Consider the following 18,192-nt stretch of genomic DNA (forward strand, 5'->3'; position numbering starts at 1 on the left):
CGCCCCGGCGCTCACAGCCGGTCGAGGTTGTCCTTGGCCCGCTCCTTGGCGTCGCCGTACTCGGGCGGCGCCTTGCCCGAGACCTGGTCGATGCGGCCCTCGGTGTGCAGGTCGTCGTCGCTCATCGCCTTGCCGGTGGCTTCCCTGACCTTGCCCTTGGCCTGCTCGATGCTGGCGTCGAGAGGGTCCCTGTTCATGGTCCGTCCTTTCCTGGCGAGATGGGGAAGAGGGCGTCCGCGCGCGGCGCGGCACCCCCTCCCTCGAGGGGCAAGCGATGTTCCCTGCGCGCCAGCGCCGCCCGCCTCCCCGGTTCCGGCGCTTGACATCCGGGCTGCCACGACAGCCGGGTGAAAGCTTTGATGCAAGGCAGCATGCTAAAGTCCGGCGTTTTCGCTGACCTGCCTGCCCGCAACCGGCACCATGTCCCTTCCTCCGGCCGCCCCCCAGCGCCAGCTCATGCATCGCCGCAGCATCGACGTCGCCGTCTATGCGCGGGAGGACGGGCTTTGGGAGGTCGACGCCCGGCTCGCGGACGTCAAGTCGCACGACGTGCCGCTCGGCGGCGGCGTGCGCCGTGCCGGCGAGCCGGTGCACGACATGACGCTGCGGCTCGTGATCGACGAGCAATTCCGGATCCTGCAGGCGGGCGCCCGCACCGAATGGATGCCCTACCCGGGCCAGTGCGACGCCTACGGCGACGTCTATGCGCGCCTGGTGGGACTCAACCTGATGCAGAACTTCCGCCGCGACGTGAAGAGCCGCCTCGGCGGCACCGCGGCCTGCACCCACATCACCGAGCTGACGCAGGTGCTGCCCACCGCGGTGCTGCAGGCCTTCGCCGGCACCGTGATCAAGCCCGAGGCGGGCGACCCGGACGGCGAGCGCCCGTTCCAGCTCGACCGCTGCCATGCACTGCGCGCCGACGGCGAGGTGGCGCGCCTGTTTTACCCGCACTGGTATCGACCCGCACCACCCGGCGACGAGGACGCTACCGTTTCCCGCAACCCTCTGTAGAACAGCCCCAGAGAGAGAGCCCCCCATGAAGATCCACGAGTACCAAGGCAAGGAAATCTTGCGCAACTTCGGTGTGCCGGTGCCGCGCGGCTATCCCGCCTTCACCGTGCAGGAAGCGGTCGAGGCCGCGCAGAAGCTCGGCGGCCCGGTGTGGGTCGTCAAGGCGCAGATCCATGCCGGCGGCCGTGGCAAGGGCGGCGGCGTCAAGGTGGCCAAGAGCCTCGACGACGTCAAGCGCCTGGCCGGCGAGATCCTGGGCATGCAGCTCAAGACCCACCAGACCGGCCCCGAGGGCCAGAAGGTGCGCCGCCTCTACATCGAGGACGGTGCGGACATCCAGAAGGAGTACTACGTCTCCGTCGTGACAGACCGCGCCACGCAGAAGGTCGCGTTCATCGCCTCCAGCGAAGGCGGCATGGACATCGAGGAAGTGGCGCACGCCACGCCCGAGAAGATCATCAAGATCTTCGTCGACCCGCTCACCGGCCTGACCGAAGGCCAGGCCAAGGAGCTCGCCTCCGGCATCGGCCTGCCCGCCGAGTCGACCGAGCAGGCAGTCGACCTGTTCCAGAAGCTCTACAAGTGCTACATGGACACCGACGCGTCGCTGGTCGAGATCAACCCGCTCAACCGCGACAGCAAGAACAACCTGATCGCGCTGGACGCCAAGTTCAACTTCGACTCCAACGCGCTGTTCCGCCATCCCGAGATCGTCGCCTACCGCGACCTGGATGAAGAGGACCCCAACGAGATCGAGGCGTCCAAGTTCGACCTCGCCTACATCCAGCTCGACGGCAACATCGGCTGCCTGGTCAACGGCGCAGGCCTGGCGATGGCGACGATGGACACCATCAAGCTCTTCGGCGGCGAGCCGGCCAACTTCCTGGACGTTGGCGGCGGCGCCACGGCCGAGAAGGTCACCGAGGCCTTCAAGATCATGCTGAAGAACCCGGACGTCAAGGGCATCCTGGTCAACATCTTCGGCGGCATCATGAAGTGCGACACCATCGCCGACGGCGTCATCACCGCCTGCAAGGCCGTGAACCTGTCCGTGCCGCTGGTGGTGCGCATGAAGGGCACCAACGAGGACCTGGGCAAGAAGATGCTGGCCGAGTCCGGCCTGCCGATCATCGCCGCCGACACCATGGCCGAGGCCGCGACCGCCATCGTCGCCGCCGTCAAGTAAGCCCTGAAGGAAAGAGCAAGCAAATGAGCATCCTGATCAACAAGGACACCCGCGTCATCACGCAGGGCATCACCGGCAAGACCGGCCAGTTCCACACGCTGGGCTGCCAGGCCTACGCCAACGGCAAGGAATGCTTCGTCGCGGGCGTGAACCCGAAGAAGGCCGGCGAGAAGTTCTCCGACATCCCCATCTACGCCTCGGTCAAGGAAGCCAAGGCCGAGACGGGTGCCACCGTCTCCGTGATCTACGTGCCGCCCGCGGGCGCCGCCGCGGCGATCTGGGAAGCGGTCGAGGCCGACCTGGACCTCGCGATCTGCATCACCGAAGGCATCCCCGTCAAGGACATGCTCGAAGTGCGCAACCGGATGAAGGCCAAGGAGGCCGCCGGCGGCAAGAAGACGCTGCTGCTGGGCCCCAACTGCCCCGGCCTGATCACGCCCGACGAGATCAAGATCGGCATCATGCCCGGCCACATCCACCGCAAGGGCCGCATCGGCGTCGTGTCGCGCTCGGGCACGCTGACCTATGAGGCGGTCGCCCAGCTCACCGAGATCGGCCTGGGCCAGTCCTCGGCGGTCGGCATCGGCGGCGACCCGATCAACGGCCTCAAGCACATCGACGTGATGCGCATGTTCAACGACGATCCGGACACCGACGCCGTGATCATGATCGGCGAGATCGGCGGCCCGGACGAGGCCGAGGCCGCGCAGTGGTGCAAGGCGAACATGAAGAAGCCGGTGGTCGGCTTCATCGCCGGCGTCACCGCCCCTCCGGGCAAGCGCATGGGCCACGCCGGTGCGCTGATCTCGGGCGGCGCCGACACCGCCGATGCCAAGCTCGCCATCATGGAGGAGTGCGGCTTCACCGTGACGCGCAACCCGTCCGAGATGGGCAAGCTGCTCAAGGGCCTGCTGTAAGGCGGCGCCGGTCCGCGCCCGCGTGGCGCGGACTGCGCAATCCTACGTAGAGCCGAGCACCGGGCCGTCGCCTACACTGTGAGGTGGCGGCCTGATTTTTTGATCAGAATCAAGGCCCTTTGAAGGGGAGTAGCCTGTCCGGCGCGTCCACGACCCGTGGCGAGTCCGGATCTCAACGGTCGTCAGGACGGAGCAGCATGCTCCCGGCCGTCGAGGAGCCTGCGATGCAGTGAGCGCGCGGGTTCGGGCAAGACCTTCGATGCATGCCAGCATGGATGGCAGCGCTCGAAGGCGCAGTGTGCACTGCGAGCCCTGCCATTCCGACCTGGCCCGCACTCGTCAGTCATCGGAGCATTTATGGACTTCTTCACCGCCGAGACCCTCTCGGCCATCGTGTCGATCATCATGATCGACATCCTGCTGGGCGGCGACAACGCCGTCGTCATCGCGCTCGCCTGCCGCAAGCTGCCGCCGAACCAGCGCCGGCTCGGCATCCTGTGGGGAACGGCCGGCGCCATCGTGCTGCGCGTTATCCTGATCTTCTTCGCGCTGACCCTGCTGAAGATTTCCTTCCTGAAGATCGTCGGCGCGCTGCTGCTGATCTGGATCGGCGTGAAGCTACTCGCGCCGCACGACGAGGACGAGCACGCCAACATCCAGGCGAGCGACAAGCTGTGGGCGGCGGTCAAGACCGTCATCGTCGCCGACTTCGTGATGAGCCTGGACAACGTCATCGCGATCGCCGGCGCCGCCGAGGGCGCGAGCCCCGGCCACCAGCTGCCGCTGGTGATCTTCGGCCTGCTCGTGAGCATCCCGATCATCATCTGGGGCAGCCAGCTCGTCATCAAGCTGATGGACCGCTTCCCGCTGATCATCACGCTCGGCGGCATGCTGCTGGGCTGGATCGCCGGCACGATGGCGGTGAGCGACCCGGCGGTGACGGGCTTCCTGCCGCAGACCGACACGGTGAAGTACGCGATGGGCGTCGGCGGCGCGCTGCTGGTGCTGGCGCTCGGCAAGTGGATGGCCAGCCGCCAGCAGCCCACCCCCTCCGAAGCGGGCTGAACGCGACTCCCGCATGAGGCCGGCGAGCCGGTCGTTCCCCCGTTCGAGGGGGAACCCCGGCCCGCCCTTCTCCCGGGCAGGGCACAATCGGTCGACTTCGCTGCCGCCCCAGGTCCTGCCCTTGTTCTCCGCCGCGCCCCTGTCGCTCGAGTTCTTCTGCCTCACCGACACCGGGCGCCTGCGTGAGAACAACGAGGACGCGGTCGCCGTCGACGAATCGGCCCGCCTCGCGGTACTGGCCGACGGCATGGGCGGCTACAACGCCGGCGAGGTCGCCAGCGGCATGGTCACCGCCTTCCTGAAGGCCGAACTGGGCCGCTGGCTCGGCGAGTCCGCCGGCATCGCGAGCGACACCGACGTGCGCCGCGCGATGGACATCTGCGTCGAGAACGCCAACCAGGCGCTGCACGCCGCGGCGCAGGCCAACCCGCACTACGCCGGCATGGGCACCACGCTCGTGGTGGCCGTCTTCCGCCACAACCGCCTGCTGCTCGGCCACATCGGCGACTCGCGTGCCTACCGCATGCGCGGCGGAAGGCTGCTGCGCATGACCCGCGACCACTCGCTGCTGCAGGAGCAGATCGACGCCGGCCTCATCAGCCCCGACCAGGCCGTCTTCGCCGCCCACCGCAACCTCGTCACGCGCGCGATGGGCGTGCAGGACACGGTGCTGCTCGAGACGCACCAGCACGACTTGCGTGCCGGCGACACGGTGCTGCTGTGCTCGGACGGACTCACCGACATGCTCGACGACGAGCAGATCGCGTCGCTGCTGCAGGAGCCGGTCGGCCTCGGCGAGGCGGGAACGGCGCTGGTCGCCGCAGCCAACGCTGCCGGAGGCAGGGATAATATCGCCGTGGTGCTGGTGCGCGCCACGGGCCGCGATGCCGGTGGCCGTTCATGGTGGCCTTTCAGGCGCTGAGCGGCGGAGCCGCCGGCGCTGCCACAAGACACCCAGATTCAGGACAAGAGGGACCAGCATGGGAAAGCTCGTTGTCTCGCTCGACGGCGTGGTCATCAAGGAAGTCCAGCTCACGAAGGACAAGACCACGCTCGGCCGCCGCCCCTACAACGACATCGTGATCGACAACCTCGCCGTGAGCGGGGAGCACGCGGTGCTGCAGGTCGTCGGGCGGGATGTCTTCATCGAGGACATCAACAGCACCAACGGCACCTACGTCAACGGCAAGCCCATCCGCAAGCAGCTGCTCACGCCGAGCGACACCGTCGAGATCGGCAAGTACAAGCTCTGCTACGTCAGCGACGACCCGCCGGACCTGCACGAATCGCTGCGCGACAGCAGCACGGCGCCCGCGGGCTTCGCCCACACCGCGCCGTACATGGGCGGGCCCTCGGGCTTCGGCGGCCTCGGCTCATCCCAGCCGCCGTCGGCCTCGATCAAGGTCCTCAACGGCGCGGCCGCCGGCCGCCAGGTCCTGCTCACCAAGGTCGTCACCACCATCGGCAAGCCGGGCGTGCAGGTCGGCTCGATCAGCCGCCGCCCCGGCGGCTACGTGCTGGCGCATGTCGAGGGGCCGACGCGCCCCACCGTCAACGGCGTGCCGGTCGAGGCCGACCCGGTGCCGCTGAGCAACGGCGACATCATCGAGCTCGCCGGCACCCGCATGCAGTTCGTCCTCGGCTGAAGGCGCGGCAGCTCGGGAAACCGGGCCCGGCGTGCACTGCTGCGCGATGCCGGCCGGGTCTTGCCGCATCGCGCCGCCTGCTGCGCGTACAGTGTCGGCGCGGCATGCACCCCGGTGCGGTCGAGACAGCAAGCAAGCCCCTATCCTGATCTGAAAGCCGCGCCGACATGAACGTCCGCGTCCTCGGCTGTTCGGGCGCGATCGCCGCCGGCAGCAAGACCACATCCTTTCTCGTCGACGAGGACCTGCTCGTCGACGCCGGCACCGGCGTGGGCGACCTCACGCTCGAGGAACTCGAGCGCATCGACCACATCCTGCTGAGCCACTCGCACCTCGACCACGTCCTGTCGATCCCGCTGATGGCCGACAGCGTGATCAGCCGGCGCAAGCAGCCGATCGTCGTGCACGGGCTGCCGGAGACGCTCGCGGCGCTGCGCGCGCATGTCTTCAACAACGTGATCTGGCCCGACTTCACCCGGCTGCCGAGCTCCGAGCGGCCGGTGCTGCGCTTCGAGCCGCTGCGGGTCGGCCAGCGCCTGCGGCTGGGAAACCATGAGATCGAGGTGCTGCCGGCCGAGCACACGGTGCCGGCGGTCGGCTATGCGGTGCGGCAGGCGCGGGAGGACGCGCCCTGGTGGGTCTACACCGGCGACACCGGGCCCAACCCGGCGCTGTGGCCGCTGCTGGCCGGGCGGCGGATCGGCGCGCTCGTGATCGAGACCGCCTTCAGCGACCGCGAGCAGGAACTCGCGCGCCTCAGCCGCCACCTCTCGCCATGCACGCTGGCGCAGGGCCTTGGAGAACTGCCCCCCGGCGTGCCCGTGTTCATCACCCATACCAAGCCGGACGAGATGGCAAGCGTGGCGGCGGAGGTCCGGGCCCTGCGCCTGGATCACGCCATCGGCCATCTCCAAGCAGGGCAGGTGCTGCCCCTGTAAGGACTTCAAGTTCTGTCATGACTGACGCAATTTGTCACCTGCTGGTTGAGGGGGAGACAGAACTTGTCTCTGCAGGTGGGGCTGGACAGGCTGGAATGCCAACTATCTCACGATAGTTGGCACAAGCGCCGTGTGGCACGGCTTCTGCGTTTCTTTCTGCGCTTCCACCAACCACTCAGGAGAGATCCATGAAGCGCATCCAGCAAGGTTTTACCCTCATTGAACTGATGATCGTCGTGGCGATCATTGGCATTCTCGCAGCTGTCGCGCTGCCGGCTTATCAGGACTACACTGTCCGTGCACGCGTGACCGAAGGCCTGTCGCTGGCTTCGGGTCTGAAGACGGCCATCTCTGAGACGTTCACGACGTCCGGTCCGCGCTCGATGATCTGCGGCACGACCACCGACACGGACTGCGACGCGATCAACGCTACGCCGCCGGCCGCCACCAAGAATGTGGCCAGCGTACAGTCCGCAGCTGATGGCGTCATCACCATCACCTACGACAGCACGGTTGCCAACGGCGCAACGCTGCGTTATATCCCCGCTACCCAAGCCACGGCTCGTCTGGAGGCGCCGACTGCTCTGGCACTGAACCTCGCCGCAAACGGGGGTGCTCCGTTCGTCTACGTGTGCCGTACCGGTTCCACCACCCCCATGCCCGCCAAGTATGTTCCGACCGCTTGCAAGGGCGCTGCCAGCTAATCTGGCCTGAGTCTCGTTACCCCTGCCCGTACCAAGCGGGATCGCCAAAAAGCGAGCGCAGCCTGTGCTGCGCTCGCTTTTTTTAGGTAGAGCCTGCGGTGATTGGCGTCTAGAAGATTGATAGAAACTTCAACGCGCTGCGCTGGCAAGGGCGCGGAGCGCCGTGGCGCATGCTGCCCAACGACTTCCCGCCCTGGCCCGCGGTATATCAGAAGTTTCGCCGCGGGAGCGAGGGGGGCTGCTTTGAGGCGCTGGTCAGCGACATGGGCTCGATCATCCGTGAGGCCGCAGGTCGCAAGGGCCAGCTCAGGGCCGTGGCGCTCGACGGGCGCACGCTACAAAGCAGTTGCGAGAGCGGCCCGCGAGCGAGCTATGACGGCTACAAGAACGTGCACATGGCCGTGGACACGCTGGGGCAGTTGGCCGCGCTGACGATCACTGATGCCAGCGAGCAGGAGCGTGCGCAAGTCAGGTAGTTGTGCGAGGCGGTGCATAAGGCCACGGGCGAAACGGTGAAGCTGGCCTGGGCCGACCAAGGCTATACAGGCGAGCAAGCCCGCGAGGACGCCCAGGCGCCGGGGATCGAGTTGGAGGTTGTCAGGCTGGCTGTCCGAGGCAAAGAAGGGGTTCGCGCTGCTGCCCCGGCGCTGGGTGGTGGAGCGCAGCTCTGCCTGGCTGGCGTGATTCCGGCGTCTATCGCGCGACTTCGAGCGCATGCCTCAGGTGCTCGCAGCGCTGCATTTCGTCGTCTTCGCCATGCTCATGCTGCCTAACGCGGTGACATTCTGGGCCTTGGGAGAAAGTGCACAACACGCTCTAGTGGTGTGAGTTAGAAATTCATTCGAAGAAAGAGGCAACCGAAGAAAATATTTTGTTGGCTGTACTGTACTGATCCAAGCAAACGACTTGAGAGGGGCGTTGTTTTCGACGATGTAGGCATGGACAGAAGATTCGAGTGCAGGTGTCAAGCGGGATCGGCCTCGCTTGAGTTGGCGGGCCATGAGGACGGAGAACCTGTACTCCCCCAGATTCAGCTCGGAGGCCGAGTTTGGTGTGAAGTGCGGAGGTGCGAGTGGATGGCGTACCAACCAACGGTGAATGCGCGGCGTCTTGTGGATGCTGGCGTTGTCGAGCACCAGATTCTTCTTGAACTCGGCGGACGTAGTCGCGCTCCACGGTGTCAATGACGTGCTGGAAGTGGACGCTGAGCGGCGTTGATAAGTTGTTGATTTACAAAGGCCCTACGTGGGGCGCGCAGGACCGTTGAAAAAATGTGGGTAATGGGATGAAGTGCATAACACATTTCTAATGTGATGTGACTCTCTATTAAATCTCTCACTTTTAATTGGTGTGAGATTTTGCTGTTTGGATTTGTCTATGCATAAATGTTCCGTGAAAAATTTTTATTCATCCTGCATTTTAAAAGACTTTGGCTTGTTTTGGGCATGCATGTCTGTCGCCATTTGGTTTTTGGCCCGTCCCTATGAGGGAATGGTGCATGATGCGATTTTTTACGCAGCAGATGCTCTAAATCATTTGAGCCGAGAAAATTTTAAGCAAGATCTATTTTTTTCCTATGGAACACAGGGAGATTACTCGATATTTGGATGGGCGTATTCTTATCTGATTGAGGTGTGCGGATTAGATGGGGCGACTCTCTTATTGGCAATCCTTGGAAAACTTGTTTGGCTTGGGTCTTTGCTGTATTTATGCTTAGCATTGTTTTCCTGGGAGCGGGCGGTAATAGCGTTTTCTTCTATTTTAATTATCCATCCTTACTATGGCGCATATAAAATATTTTCTTATGGAGAGCCGTTTGTAACGCCTCGTATATGGGCGGAAGCGGCTTCTTTGCTTTCCTTGTCCTTCTTTGTTGGTGGTAACGCAATTAAAGGATGGGGGGCGTCTTTAGTCGCTTTTTCCTTGCATCCCCTTATGGCACTGCCAGGACCGATGGTGGGGGTTTTTCTTTTATCCCCGTCTCGACGCAACAAGGCGATAGTCGGGGGAGTATTTATATTCTTGGGGCTGTGGATTGCACGTCTAGACCCCTTTTTTCGAATTTCCTCGTTTTTTGATAAGGAGTGGCTTTCCGTTGTTGAGGCGCGAAATGCATATGTTCTCTTTAGAGCTTGGCCTATAGAAGATGTGGCGCAGGCATTCTTTTGGTTGGTATTACTCCTAGGTGCTCAGGTTTGGGGGGGCGGGCATGATCGTTTAAAGAAACTCTGCTGGGCTTTAGCTTGCGTCGGTGCTTTATTGCTAGTGGCTTGGGTAATAGGGGATGGTTTGAACAATGTGCTGCTAACTCAATTGCAGCTTTGGCGCGTTCTTTGGATTGTAAAGATAGCAGCCATATTGTCTGTCGTTGGTGGCATTACTTCCGACTCTACTTCTGCTGAAAATAGAAAGAATTTTTTTATTCTAGCTGCAGCAATGTTTCTATTTGGGGGTGAGACAACTTCCCTTGTTTTGGCTTTGGTGGCGGTTGCAATGTCTTTGGTGTGGAAAGGTACGAGTCCGCAGCAATTTTTTAAGGCGGAAAATTTGCTTATTAAAGGCATTTTTTTCGTTGCCATAGTTCATGCTCTCTCGGAGACGCAATATAATTTTCAGAGCCTTAGGCTGTTGGCGTCTGAGGCCGGATTCATATCTTTCTTTGCCTCATCCCTGATTATTATATTTGGCGGAGGCTTTATTGTGGCGGTTGCGTTGCGTAGAGTTTATTTCCCTGCAAGAGCTAGGTGCGTATTAAATGCGATAGGTGTATTTTTCGCGGCAGCAGGAATTTTTTCCTTTTGCAATAAAAAGAATGAGTTTCCTCAAGATTTGGGGGTTGGCGCACTTAAGTCGTTCATTCCAGTCGGCTCAGTTGTCCACTGGGACGGCGAGGCGGTTGATTCTTGGCTTTATCTTGGGCGTGCAATTTATGCCTCGCCCTTGCAGGGGGCAAGCGCTCTATTTGACAGAGATATGTCGCTGGAGCTCAAAAGAAGACTGACTCGCCTTCAAGTTGCAAGGGGTTCAAAAAATCCTTTATTTTTGGCAAAGGAATATTTTCCAAACAAATCTTTGATGTTATCTGGAGTTGAATTTCTTTGCGAGGATGAGATTTTGGATTTTGTTATTTTGAGAGGCAAGTCTGATTATTCAGATACTCAATTTATATTGAGCAAGGGGGGGGTGGTTTCTGTTTTTGACTGCGGAAAACGGCGAAATTCATAAATTTTATCCATGGAGTTGTTTTGAATAAAAAAGAATTTGCTTTTCGCTATTTTTTTGCGAGCTTAGCAGCTATGGGCGTCGATTATATTATGTTTTTTATTCTTTTATCTTGGGGTTGGTGGTTTGCTGGGGGGGGGCGTTTTTTGCCGGGATTGTTGTAAATTTTATTTGTACTCTTGGCTTTGATTTTTATAAACAAAATTTTGTGACTCCTATTTTCATCTCTGTTTATTTAATGATAGGTATTCTTGGTCTGTTTGCCACGCAAATTGTCATGTTTTTCTTAATTCAGAGCTTTGATAGGAGCATTTTTGAGGCAAAATTCGTGGCAACAATTATTGTTTTCTTCTTAAGCTATATTTTTCGCCAAAGTATTTTAAAGAAAAATGGCTTTATTTTGAAAGACGTCAAATAGATTTAAGAAATTTAGTTTTAATTTTAGTAAATAAATTTTTGAAAATATAATTGAAGGATTTTAAATTGAATAAAGTGGTGATAATTGGCGCGGGGCCTGCAGGGCTTACGGCAGGACTGGAGCTTGTTAGGGCAGGTTGTCAAGAGGTAGTGATCTTAGAGTCAACACAGGAAATCGGAGGGATTTCTAGGACTGTAAATTACAAGGGAAATAGGATTGATATTGGAGGGCATCGCTTTTTTTCAAAATCTGACTGGGTGATGGACTGGTGGCGGGAAATTATGCCGGTTGCTATGCCAAGCGAGGGGATGGATGGAAAAGACTTCCGTTTGGCATATAAAGGTTCGGAGCGACTGATGGGGGCTGGGGTATTAAGTGGTCGCGAAAGTGGCAATCTAGTTATGCTTCTGCGGAATAGATTGTCTAGAATATATTATGGGGGGGAGTTTTTTGACTACCCATTAAAGCCTAGCGTGGGAATGCTGAGGAAGTTGGGTTTGGGTAGGTCCGCTCAGTTTGGTTTGAGTTATGCTGCAGCAATGGCGCGCCCTATTTCGCCGGAAAAAAGTCTGGAAGACTTTTTTATCAACAGATTTGGTTCTAGGCTTTATCGTCAGTTTTTTAAGGAGTATACAGAAAAGGTGTGGGGTGTCCCTTGCAATCAAATCAGTGCTGATTGGGGGGCGCAGCGCATTAAAAGCCTCTCGGTAGGGAAGGCCTTGATCCACGGTCTTAAACAGGGGGTGTGGCGGCATCAAGCTGTGGAGCAAACATCTCTCATTGAGCGGTTTCTGTACCCCAAGTATGGTCCGGGGCAGATGTGGGAAGAGGTTGCGAGGAAATTTCAGGCGATGGGGGGGCGTCTTATCCTGGGTGCTAAGGTCCACATAATTGAGCGCAACGAAAATATAATTTCAACCGTGAAGGCATTTAAGGAAGGTGGCGGGCAGATGGAGTTCGATGCGCGCCATGTGGTTTCTACTATGCCTATTAAAGATTTAATGGAGGCGCTAAGACCTGCTCCCGCTGCAGAAGTGAGGGGTGTAGCTGGTGGACTGCAGTATCGTGATTTCATCACGGTCGGATTGCTTTACAAAAGGATTAAAAATAATGCGGGGACTAAGAATTATATTTCTCTGCCTGACAACTGGATTTATATTCAGGAGCCTGGAGTAAAGGTTGGTCGCTTGCAAATATTTAATAATTGGAGCCCATATATGGTGGCTGATCCAGAAACGGTGTGGGTGGGATTGGAGTTTTTTGCCCGTGAGGATGATGAATTGTGGGGCATGGGGGATGAGGATTTAAAGTCGCTTGCCGTAAGAGAAATGAGTTTTTTGGGGTTGGCAAGCGAGCGTGATGTACTCGACGCTACAGTAATTCGTGTTCCTAAAGCTTACCCTGGATATTTCGGGGGGGCATATAAAAGATTTAACGTGGTTAAAGATTTCCTCGATAGCATACAGAATATTTACTTAATTGGGCGCAATGGAATGCATAGGTACAATAACCAAGATCACTCGATGTTGTCAGCGAAATATGCCGTCGAATCTATTTTGCGCGGTGATTTTGAAAAGTCAAAAATATGGAGTGTCAATATTGGGGATGATTATCATGAGGAGGTTTATAAAGGGCGCGAATCCTCTTCAAGTTCCGATGAAGGGCTGTCTCCTGCCAAAAATTAAAATTCTTGGCTCGATGTTTTGATGTCTGGGTTTTCACGAGGATTTTATTCTTTTTGAAGGGACTCTGTTGGCATTAGCGCACAAATGACGGAGGGCAGGTTTGCAACGCAGCGTTTGCGAGTCTCGTTAGCCAGAAGGCGTGACAAAGCAAGACGGCAAGGTGGGGCGACGCGACAAGACAACGAACAGGGCGCAGTACAACACGGTTTTGAAGGCGCGGGACTCGGGTAGGCCGAGTTGCACTAGCAGGCGCCCCTGGTGTTCAGAGCGTTCCACCGCAGGGCGATGCGCAGCACTAACTAGATCGCGTTCATGGCTGCCCGGTCCGAGACACGATGGTTCTGGTATACCAGCGGATGAGCGGGCCGGGCCGGGCCGGGCCGGGGCGGTAGCAGTAGCGCCATCTGTGCCTGCAACTCCTTTGGGATGCGCCGGCCATCGTCCTTCTTTACCAACCATATGGTCGTCTCCTGTCGTACCAACATGACATTGAAGTTGACCTACTGGAATAGGTTCTGAGCGTTCGGGATCTCGCTGGGTCGGAGCTCACCACCTGCTTGGCATACCTACCCCAAAAGTCGAGTCCCCACTTCTCATCGAGCTTGTAATGCCCACGCTTGATGGCTTTCTCGATGATCCCGATGATCCAAAACATATACTCAGCCAACCACGACCGATCTGCTTAGCCTGCAGTTTTGTTGCGATAGAGCCCTTCATGAATCTTCTTGCCGTCCATGCAGTGCAGTTTGGGATCGGATTCTCGGCCGCGCTCCTTCCCGTATCCTTTGCACTTACGACTTCGCCTGAGCCTGCGCTCTACAATGAAGCGGCAGCTTGGCTTGCATGGAGCACGATGCTACTTGTGGGCGGGAGAGCGGCAAGTAGGGGTATCTATGTGGGGTTGTGGCTCACTTTCCTGGTCCCGGTATGGTTTAGTGCGATTTGGGTAGGGGGGGGGGTGTTGCACGGGATGATGGGCAGCGCTGCGTGTTTCCTGTTGGGCCTCTCGCTTGTTGCTAAGTTAGATTCCCCACAAGGGGTGCTTGCTGGTCTGTTCGCCGGCTACGCCTGGGCTGTAGGGATTGCACTGGCAGTTTGCGTTGTGCAATTCTTCGTGCCCGAGTGGGCAGGCAACACGTGGATTACTTCCTCACAGACGCCGGGTCGCGCAGTCGGCAATCTTCGACAACCCAATCTTCAGGCGACGTTGCTGGTGTGGGGTGCCATCGCTGCTGCATGGCTGGGTTCCCGGCATGCCGGCTGGCGCCGCTCCTTCCCCTTGCTGTTAACAGGGGCGATGTTCACCGTGGCGCTGACTGGCTCGCGCACTGGAATGCTCCTAAGCGGATTGCTGATGCTGTGGGGCATCTGCGACCGACTGCTGCCGACTGCTGTCCGGGTGATGCTAGCCCTCTCGCCCCTGCTGCTGGCAGCAAGCATGAAGGTCTTGTCTTGGTGGACCTGGTACAGCGGTGGCAGCTACTTCGCCGAGGCACGAGCGCAATCCGGCAGTGACATCAGCAGTTCGCGCTTCGCGATCTGGTCCAACACCTTGGATTTGATCCGTGCCCAGCCCTGGACTGGCGTCGGATGGGGCAACTTCAACTTCGCTTGGACGCTGACGGCGTTCGAGAACAGGCCGGTCGCGTTCTTCGACCACACGCACAACCTGCCGCTGCAGCTCGCGGTGGAACTAGGCGTGCCGGCAGCCATGGCGATCTGCACCGTATTCCTGTGGCTGAACTGGCGCGCGCGTGGCGCGCTGGTGCTGTCCGATCCTAGCCAAGCCGGCCTGGCTCGTACCACGCTAGTGATGCTCGCCGCAGTACTGTTCCACAGCCTGCTCGAATATCCACTATGGTATGCCTATTTTCTGCTGCCGTCCGCTTTCCTTTGGGGTATTTACCTGGGGTTAGGCTGCAAGAGGAAGCCCTCCAGGGCAATGCCGGCAATTTGTAGCCCAGCCCCGGGGGTGCTACTTATTGGGGCGGGCGCCACGACGCTACTTGTTACTCTCTATGCAGTATGGGACTACCAGCGCATTACGCAAATCTTCACCCCGCGCGGTGAGGCCGGTGCACGACCGCTCGCCGAGCGAATCGACGAGGGGCGCCGTAGTATGCTGTTCGGTGCTTCCGCCGATTATGCTGCAGTGACCATGGCGGCGCGGCCTTCGGAGGTGTTCGAGGCCTTCGAGCGACCGCTACACCGCCTGATCGACGCCCGGTTGATGATCGCTTACGCCCGCGCGCTTGACGAGCGCGGCGAACGCGACAAGGCGGTGTATGTCGCGCAGCGCCTGCGCGAATTCCGTCACCCCCTGGGAGAGAAGTTTTTCTCGGCTTGCGAGGCGCCACAAGCGCCCGGTACGGCCGCCCCGTTCCAGTGCGAGAGGACGCCGGTCCGACTCTCCTTCCGGGACTTTCAAGCTTCTGCTCGCTGAGCCCCGGCAACCCACGACCCCGACTTGCCGCCGTGTTTTTCCAGCACCTGCACGTCGGTAATGACCATGCCGCGATCGACCGCCTTGCACATGTCGTAGATCGTCAGCAGGCACGACGCGCTAAGTGCTTGATACATAAGGCGATAAGGCACAGCGAAGGGTGCGACGGACAGGGCGCTGTTCCACGTGTGTTCCAACAAGCTCAAAAGGAATACTCATGGCTTCGATCACAGAGCGTGGCGGACGCTACTTGGCCCGCGTGCGGCGCGACGGCTTCAAGCTGGTTGCCAAGACCTTTACCCGCAAGTCGGATGCGATGGCGTGGGCACGACGCGTAGAGGCTGACATGGAGGCTGGGCGCTGGGTAGAAGCCGTCCCAGCAGTGCCAGCAGTCCCGACACTGCGCGAGGCGCTGGCGGAGTACCGCGCCACGGTGGCAGTGAAGATGAAGGGCGCCAAAGATTACGTCTACCGCTTTGACTTCATCGCAGCGACCAACTTCGCGGCCAAGCCGATCAACGACATCACACCTTTCGATCTGTCGCAGTGGCGTGACGACTTGGCGCAGACCCGCAAGCCGGCAACCGTGGTGCGGGTGCTGGCGCTGCTGTCTGGCGTGTTCACTTGGGCCATGAAGGAGCGCGGACTTATCACGTCCAATCCTTTGGCGCTGGTGCGCAAGCCCCGGGTGGCCGATGGTCGATCTCGTACGCTGACACAGGAGGAGTGGGGCTGGCTGCTGAAGGAGGCCAGCACCAGCAAGGCCCGATGGTTGGCGCCTACGTTGACCGTGCTGGGCCGTTCGGCGATGCGCCGGGGTGAGCTTTTCGGGCTCAAGCGTTTGGATGTCGATTACAGCCGTGCCGTGGCGCACTTGGCCGACAGCAAGAACGGGAGCGCCCGGGACGTTCCACTTTGCCCTGAAGCCTTAGTGGCGCTGCGCGAGCTTGACCGCATGGCGGAACAGGAGGGACGCAGTGCGCTGCTGCCCTTGGGCCACGTAGAAAGTATCAGCATGACATTCATGCGGACAGTGCGCCGGGCTCGTGCGACGTATGAACAAGAGTGCGCCCGGGAGGGGCGCAAGCCGTCGCCTACGCTGCTCTTCGATGTGAGGTTACATGACCTGCGCCACCAAGCCGTGTCGCATTGGGCCAGCAAGGGGGCGCTGTCGCTGCCGGAACTGATGGCAATCAGTGGGCATAAGACGCCCCGAATGCTGACGCGGTACGCACACATGAGCGCCACGGCGCTGGCGGGCAAGCTCGCGAAGCTCGCAGCCTGAGCAACGACAATGGGCGCGACCATAGCGGAGCCCACGCTTTCATCAACTGGCGGTTGGAGGGGCCGCCGCATCAAGACGACAACATGAACAACGACAAGACCCCCAGCGGCGCATGGCGCCAGCGGTTCACTCTTGCTAAGTGCCTGACGTGGCCGATGGACGAATGGGACGACGTGCCGCTGGTAAGTGGCATTGCCCTTGAACGGGAGGCGCGCGAGTCCACGGCGCAGCGCTGGCTGGCGCTGCGGGGCGTGACCAACAGTTCGCCCGATGCGGTGGAGGTGCGCAGCGAAGCCCTCACAGGCTCCGGTCTGTTGATCGCCCTGAATGCGCCCACCACGAAATTCTTGGAGTGGTTCCGGCGTTCGGAGTGGTCCCTGAGAGGCACGACGGACGACACAGACCGCGATGCCTGGGCGTGGGCCGTGGTGGACAGGGCACGGACCGCCGTGGCGCGCATGGGCGAGTAGGCAGACGAGTGCCCATTGATGGTGGAGTGATAGGTAACGACGCGCCTTGCCGCCGAACGGCGCGTTATGCCTTTCTAAAACAATACGCACGAGGGTAAAATCTCGTTACCTCCTGATGGCAACGTATCGGAGGGGACGCTCGTGCAGCAAGTCTAGCGGTTACGCCACTTTGGCTAGACGACCTGTGCGGCTGTCGCCGGGACGTATTTAGCCGCCCGGACATGACTCAGAGGGCGGAAGCGCCCGCAGGGCAATCCTGCAATAGCTGTTTCAGCGGTATCGAGCGACCGCACTTGGTGGCGCCCCTCAACCCCGAGGGGCGCGCGCCTGTCCGCAAGGATGCCCGCCCCTCAAACCGGACGGGCACCATGCCTCAACTCCTGACGCAGGCCGAAACCTGCGAGATCACCCGGAAGTCATCCTCGACGCTGCGCCGCGACATCGCGGCCGGCAAGTTCCCTGCGCCGCTCAAGATCGGCGCCCGGCGCATCGCATGGCGCGCTGAGGACGTGCAACGCTGGCTCGATGGCCTAAATGCGGCGGCGCAGCAGCAGCAGGAGGGCCAGCAATGAGCAAGCGCCCGCACATCACGATTGAAGATGCCGTAGCACTGGCAGTGCTGGGAATCAGCCTGAACGACCTGAAGGACAAGAAGTCGGCTCGCAGAGCCATAAACCGGCTGACTGCCGATCTTGCAGAGCTTGGCCTCTTGGAGGCAGGCGGCAACCCCGACGAACTGCTCCAAGGGCAAGCGCTGCAAGGCCGAATCGATGACTTCCTGACCCTCCTGGGTCTGGTAGACACCACCAAAAAAGAAAGGGCCTCCCGGCAAGAAGGCCCCTCAGCAGATCGCATAAAGGATGACAGTGTATCCGAGGGGGGCCAGCGATGAGGGCGCCGATAACTGTTATCACGGCATCGCACTCCATCGGCAAGCGGTACGAACTGGAGGCGGGTCAACTCAAGAAAACGACACTGGGGGAGTTGTGGGCCGGGGGCTACGAAGTTCGGCACGTCAGCGGCTTGCTAGAGCTTGCTGACCTGATTGGCTCCCTAAAACCCGGACAGGCTTTGTCTGCTTCGGTGCCCCGCGACGGCAGCGAGTCGGGCGAGATCACAACCAAGAAGGGTCGGAAAAATGGCTCTGTTGCACAAATGGCGGTGCTGTCGGTTAGGGCGCGGCGCTTGACAGCCTCGGT

General features: G+C 59.9%; 18 protein-coding genes and 3 pseudogenes. 17 read left to right on the forward strand and 4 right to left on the reverse strand.

What is annotated here, in order from left to right:
- Positions 1-11: 11 nt before the first annotated feature.
- Positions 12-197: a CsbD family protein gene (locus D3A59_RS02210; protein WP_119153300.1), complete on the reverse strand. Its 186-nt coding sequence runs from the start codon at positions 195-197 to the stop codon at positions 12-14.
- 223 nt (positions 198-420) lie between these two features.
- Between D3A59_RS02210 and D3A59_RS02215 the strand changes: the two genes are divergently transcribed.
- The 9 genes and pseudogenes from D3A59_RS02215 to D3A59_RS02255 form a co-directional block, all read left to right on the forward strand.
- A complete protein-coding gene (locus D3A59_RS02215) occupies positions 421-1,014 on the forward strand; it encodes a DUF2889 domain-containing protein (RefSeq protein WP_119153301.1) in 594 nt (197 codons plus the stop codon).
- A 25-nt stretch (positions 1,015-1,039) separates the two neighbouring features.
- Positions 1,040-2,200 (forward strand): ADP-forming succinate--CoA ligase subunit beta, encoded by a 1,161-nt coding sequence (gene sucC / locus D3A59_RS02220; protein WP_119153302.1) that lies wholly within the window; start codon positions 1,040-1,042, stop codon positions 2,198-2,200.
- Positions 2,201-2,223: 23 nt separating this feature from the next.
- Positions 2,224-3,117, forward strand: a complete 894-nt coding sequence (sucD, locus tag D3A59_RS02225; RefSeq protein WP_119153303.1) for a succinate--CoA ligase subunit alpha — start codon at positions 2,224-2,226, stop codon at positions 3,115-3,117.
- A gap of 357 nt (positions 3,118-3,474) precedes the next feature.
- Complete coding sequence (locus D3A59_RS02230) at positions 3,475-4,182, forward strand: TerC family protein (protein WP_119153304.1); 708 nt, start codon at positions 3,475-3,477, stop codon at positions 4,180-4,182.
- Positions 4,183-4,321: 139 nt separating this feature from the next.
- Positions 4,322-5,104 carry a Stp1/IreP family PP2C-type Ser/Thr phosphatase gene (locus D3A59_RS02235; protein ID WP_240635897.1) on the forward strand — a complete coding sequence of 261 codons (783 nt, stop codon included), beginning with the start codon at positions 4,322-4,324 and terminating at the stop codon, positions 5,102-5,104.
- A 58-nt stretch (positions 5,105-5,162) separates the two neighbouring features.
- A complete protein-coding gene (locus tag D3A59_RS02240; RefSeq protein WP_119153306.1) occupies positions 5,163-5,828 on the forward strand; it encodes an FHA domain-containing protein in 666 nt (221 codons plus the stop codon).
- A gap of 167 nt (positions 5,829-5,995) precedes the next feature.
- Positions 5,996-6,766 carry an MBL fold metallo-hydrolase gene (locus D3A59_RS02245; protein ID WP_119153307.1) on the forward strand — a complete coding sequence of 257 codons (771 nt, stop codon included), beginning with the start codon at positions 5,996-5,998 and terminating at the stop codon, positions 6,764-6,766.
- Between the two features lie 188 nt (positions 6,767-6,954).
- Positions 6,955-7,470, forward strand: coding sequence for a pilin (locus D3A59_RS02250; protein WP_119153308.1), 516 nt, complete (start codon positions 6,955-6,957; stop codon positions 7,468-7,470).
- Between the two features lie 128 nt (positions 7,471-7,598).
- Positions 7,599-8,298, forward strand: a pseudogene (locus D3A59_RS02255) (IS5 family transposase); the annotation flags it as partial.
- Here D3A59_RS02255 and D3A59_RS02260 read toward each other — a convergent pair.
- Positions 8,190-8,654, reverse strand: coding sequence for a transposase (locus D3A59_RS02260; protein ID WP_119153309.1), 465 nt, complete (start codon positions 8,652-8,654; stop codon positions 8,190-8,192). The pseudogene D3A59_RS02255 and the gene D3A59_RS02260 overlap by 109 nt on opposite strands.
- A 208-nt stretch (positions 8,655-8,862) precedes the next feature.
- Here D3A59_RS02260 and D3A59_RS25170 point away from each other — a divergent pair, with 208 nt between their 5' ends.
- Together D3A59_RS25170 and D3A59_RS02265 are read left to right on the forward strand one after the other, a co-directional pair.
- Positions 8,863-10,695, forward strand: a complete 1,833-nt coding sequence (locus tag D3A59_RS25170) for a hypothetical protein (RefSeq protein ID WP_157991364.1) — start codon at positions 8,863-8,865, stop codon at positions 10,693-10,695.
- A 489-nt stretch (positions 10,696-11,184) separates the two neighbouring features.
- The gene (locus D3A59_RS02265) at positions 11,185-12,795 is read left to right on the forward strand and encodes an NAD(P)/FAD-dependent oxidoreductase (RefSeq protein WP_240635899.1); all 1,611 of its coding nucleotides are present in this window, start codon (positions 11,185-11,187) and stop codon (positions 12,793-12,795) included.
- A gap of 302 nt (positions 12,796-13,097) precedes the next feature.
- On the opposite strand, the pseudogene D3A59_RS26130 reads toward D3A59_RS02265, so the two are convergent.
- Positions 13,098-13,280, reverse strand: a pseudogene (locus tag D3A59_RS26130) (hypothetical protein); the annotation flags it as partial.
- Positions 13,281-13,765: 485 nt separating this feature from the next.
- Here D3A59_RS26130 and D3A59_RS02270 point away from each other — a divergent pair.
- The gene (locus tag D3A59_RS02270; protein WP_170162278.1) at positions 13,766-15,238 is read left to right on the forward strand and encodes a PglL family O-oligosaccharyltransferase; all 1,473 of its coding nucleotides are present in this window, start codon (positions 13,766-13,768) and stop codon (positions 15,236-15,238) included.
- Here the strand turns inward: D3A59_RS02270 and D3A59_RS02275 are convergent.
- Positions 15,220-15,348, reverse strand: a pseudogene (locus D3A59_RS02275) (cyclic pyranopterin monophosphate synthase MoaC); the annotation flags it as partial. The gene D3A59_RS02270 and the pseudogene D3A59_RS02275 overlap by 19 nt on opposite strands.
- A gap of 107 nt (positions 15,349-15,455) precedes the next feature.
- On the opposite strand from D3A59_RS02275, the gene D3A59_RS02280 reads away from it, so the two are divergent.
- The 5 genes from D3A59_RS02280 to D3A59_RS25885 all read left to right on the forward strand — a co-directional run.
- The gene (locus D3A59_RS02280) at positions 15,456-16,523 is read left to right on the forward strand and encodes a tyrosine-type recombinase/integrase (RefSeq protein WP_119153311.1); all 1,068 of its coding nucleotides are present in this window, start codon (positions 15,456-15,458) and stop codon (positions 16,521-16,523) included.
- Between the two features lie 83 nt (positions 16,524-16,606).
- Complete coding sequence (locus D3A59_RS02285; RefSeq protein WP_119153312.1) at positions 16,607-16,993, forward strand: hypothetical protein; 387 nt, start codon at positions 16,607-16,609, stop codon at positions 16,991-16,993.
- A gap of 368 nt (positions 16,994-17,361) precedes the next feature.
- Entirely contained in the window at positions 17,362-17,565 is a 204-nt protein-coding gene (locus D3A59_RS02290; protein WP_119153313.1) for a helix-turn-helix transcriptional regulator, read from the forward strand.
- Positions 17,562-17,885: a hypothetical protein gene (locus D3A59_RS25175; protein WP_157991365.1), complete on the forward strand. Its 324-nt coding sequence runs from the start codon at positions 17,562-17,564 to the stop codon at positions 17,883-17,885. The genes D3A59_RS02290 and D3A59_RS25175 overlap by 4 nt, the downstream gene beginning before the upstream one ends.
- The coding region (locus D3A59_RS25885; protein ID WP_205665080.1) for a hypothetical protein at positions 17,882-18,192 on the forward strand (311 nt) is incomplete at its 3' end. The genes D3A59_RS25175 and D3A59_RS25885, both read left to right, overlap by 4 nt.

It is taken from the genome of Caldimonas tepidiphila, from assembly GCF_003569765.1.
GTDB classification, from domain to species: domain Bacteria; phylum Pseudomonadota; class Gammaproteobacteria; order Burkholderiales; family Burkholderiaceae_C; genus Caldimonas; species Caldimonas tepidiphila.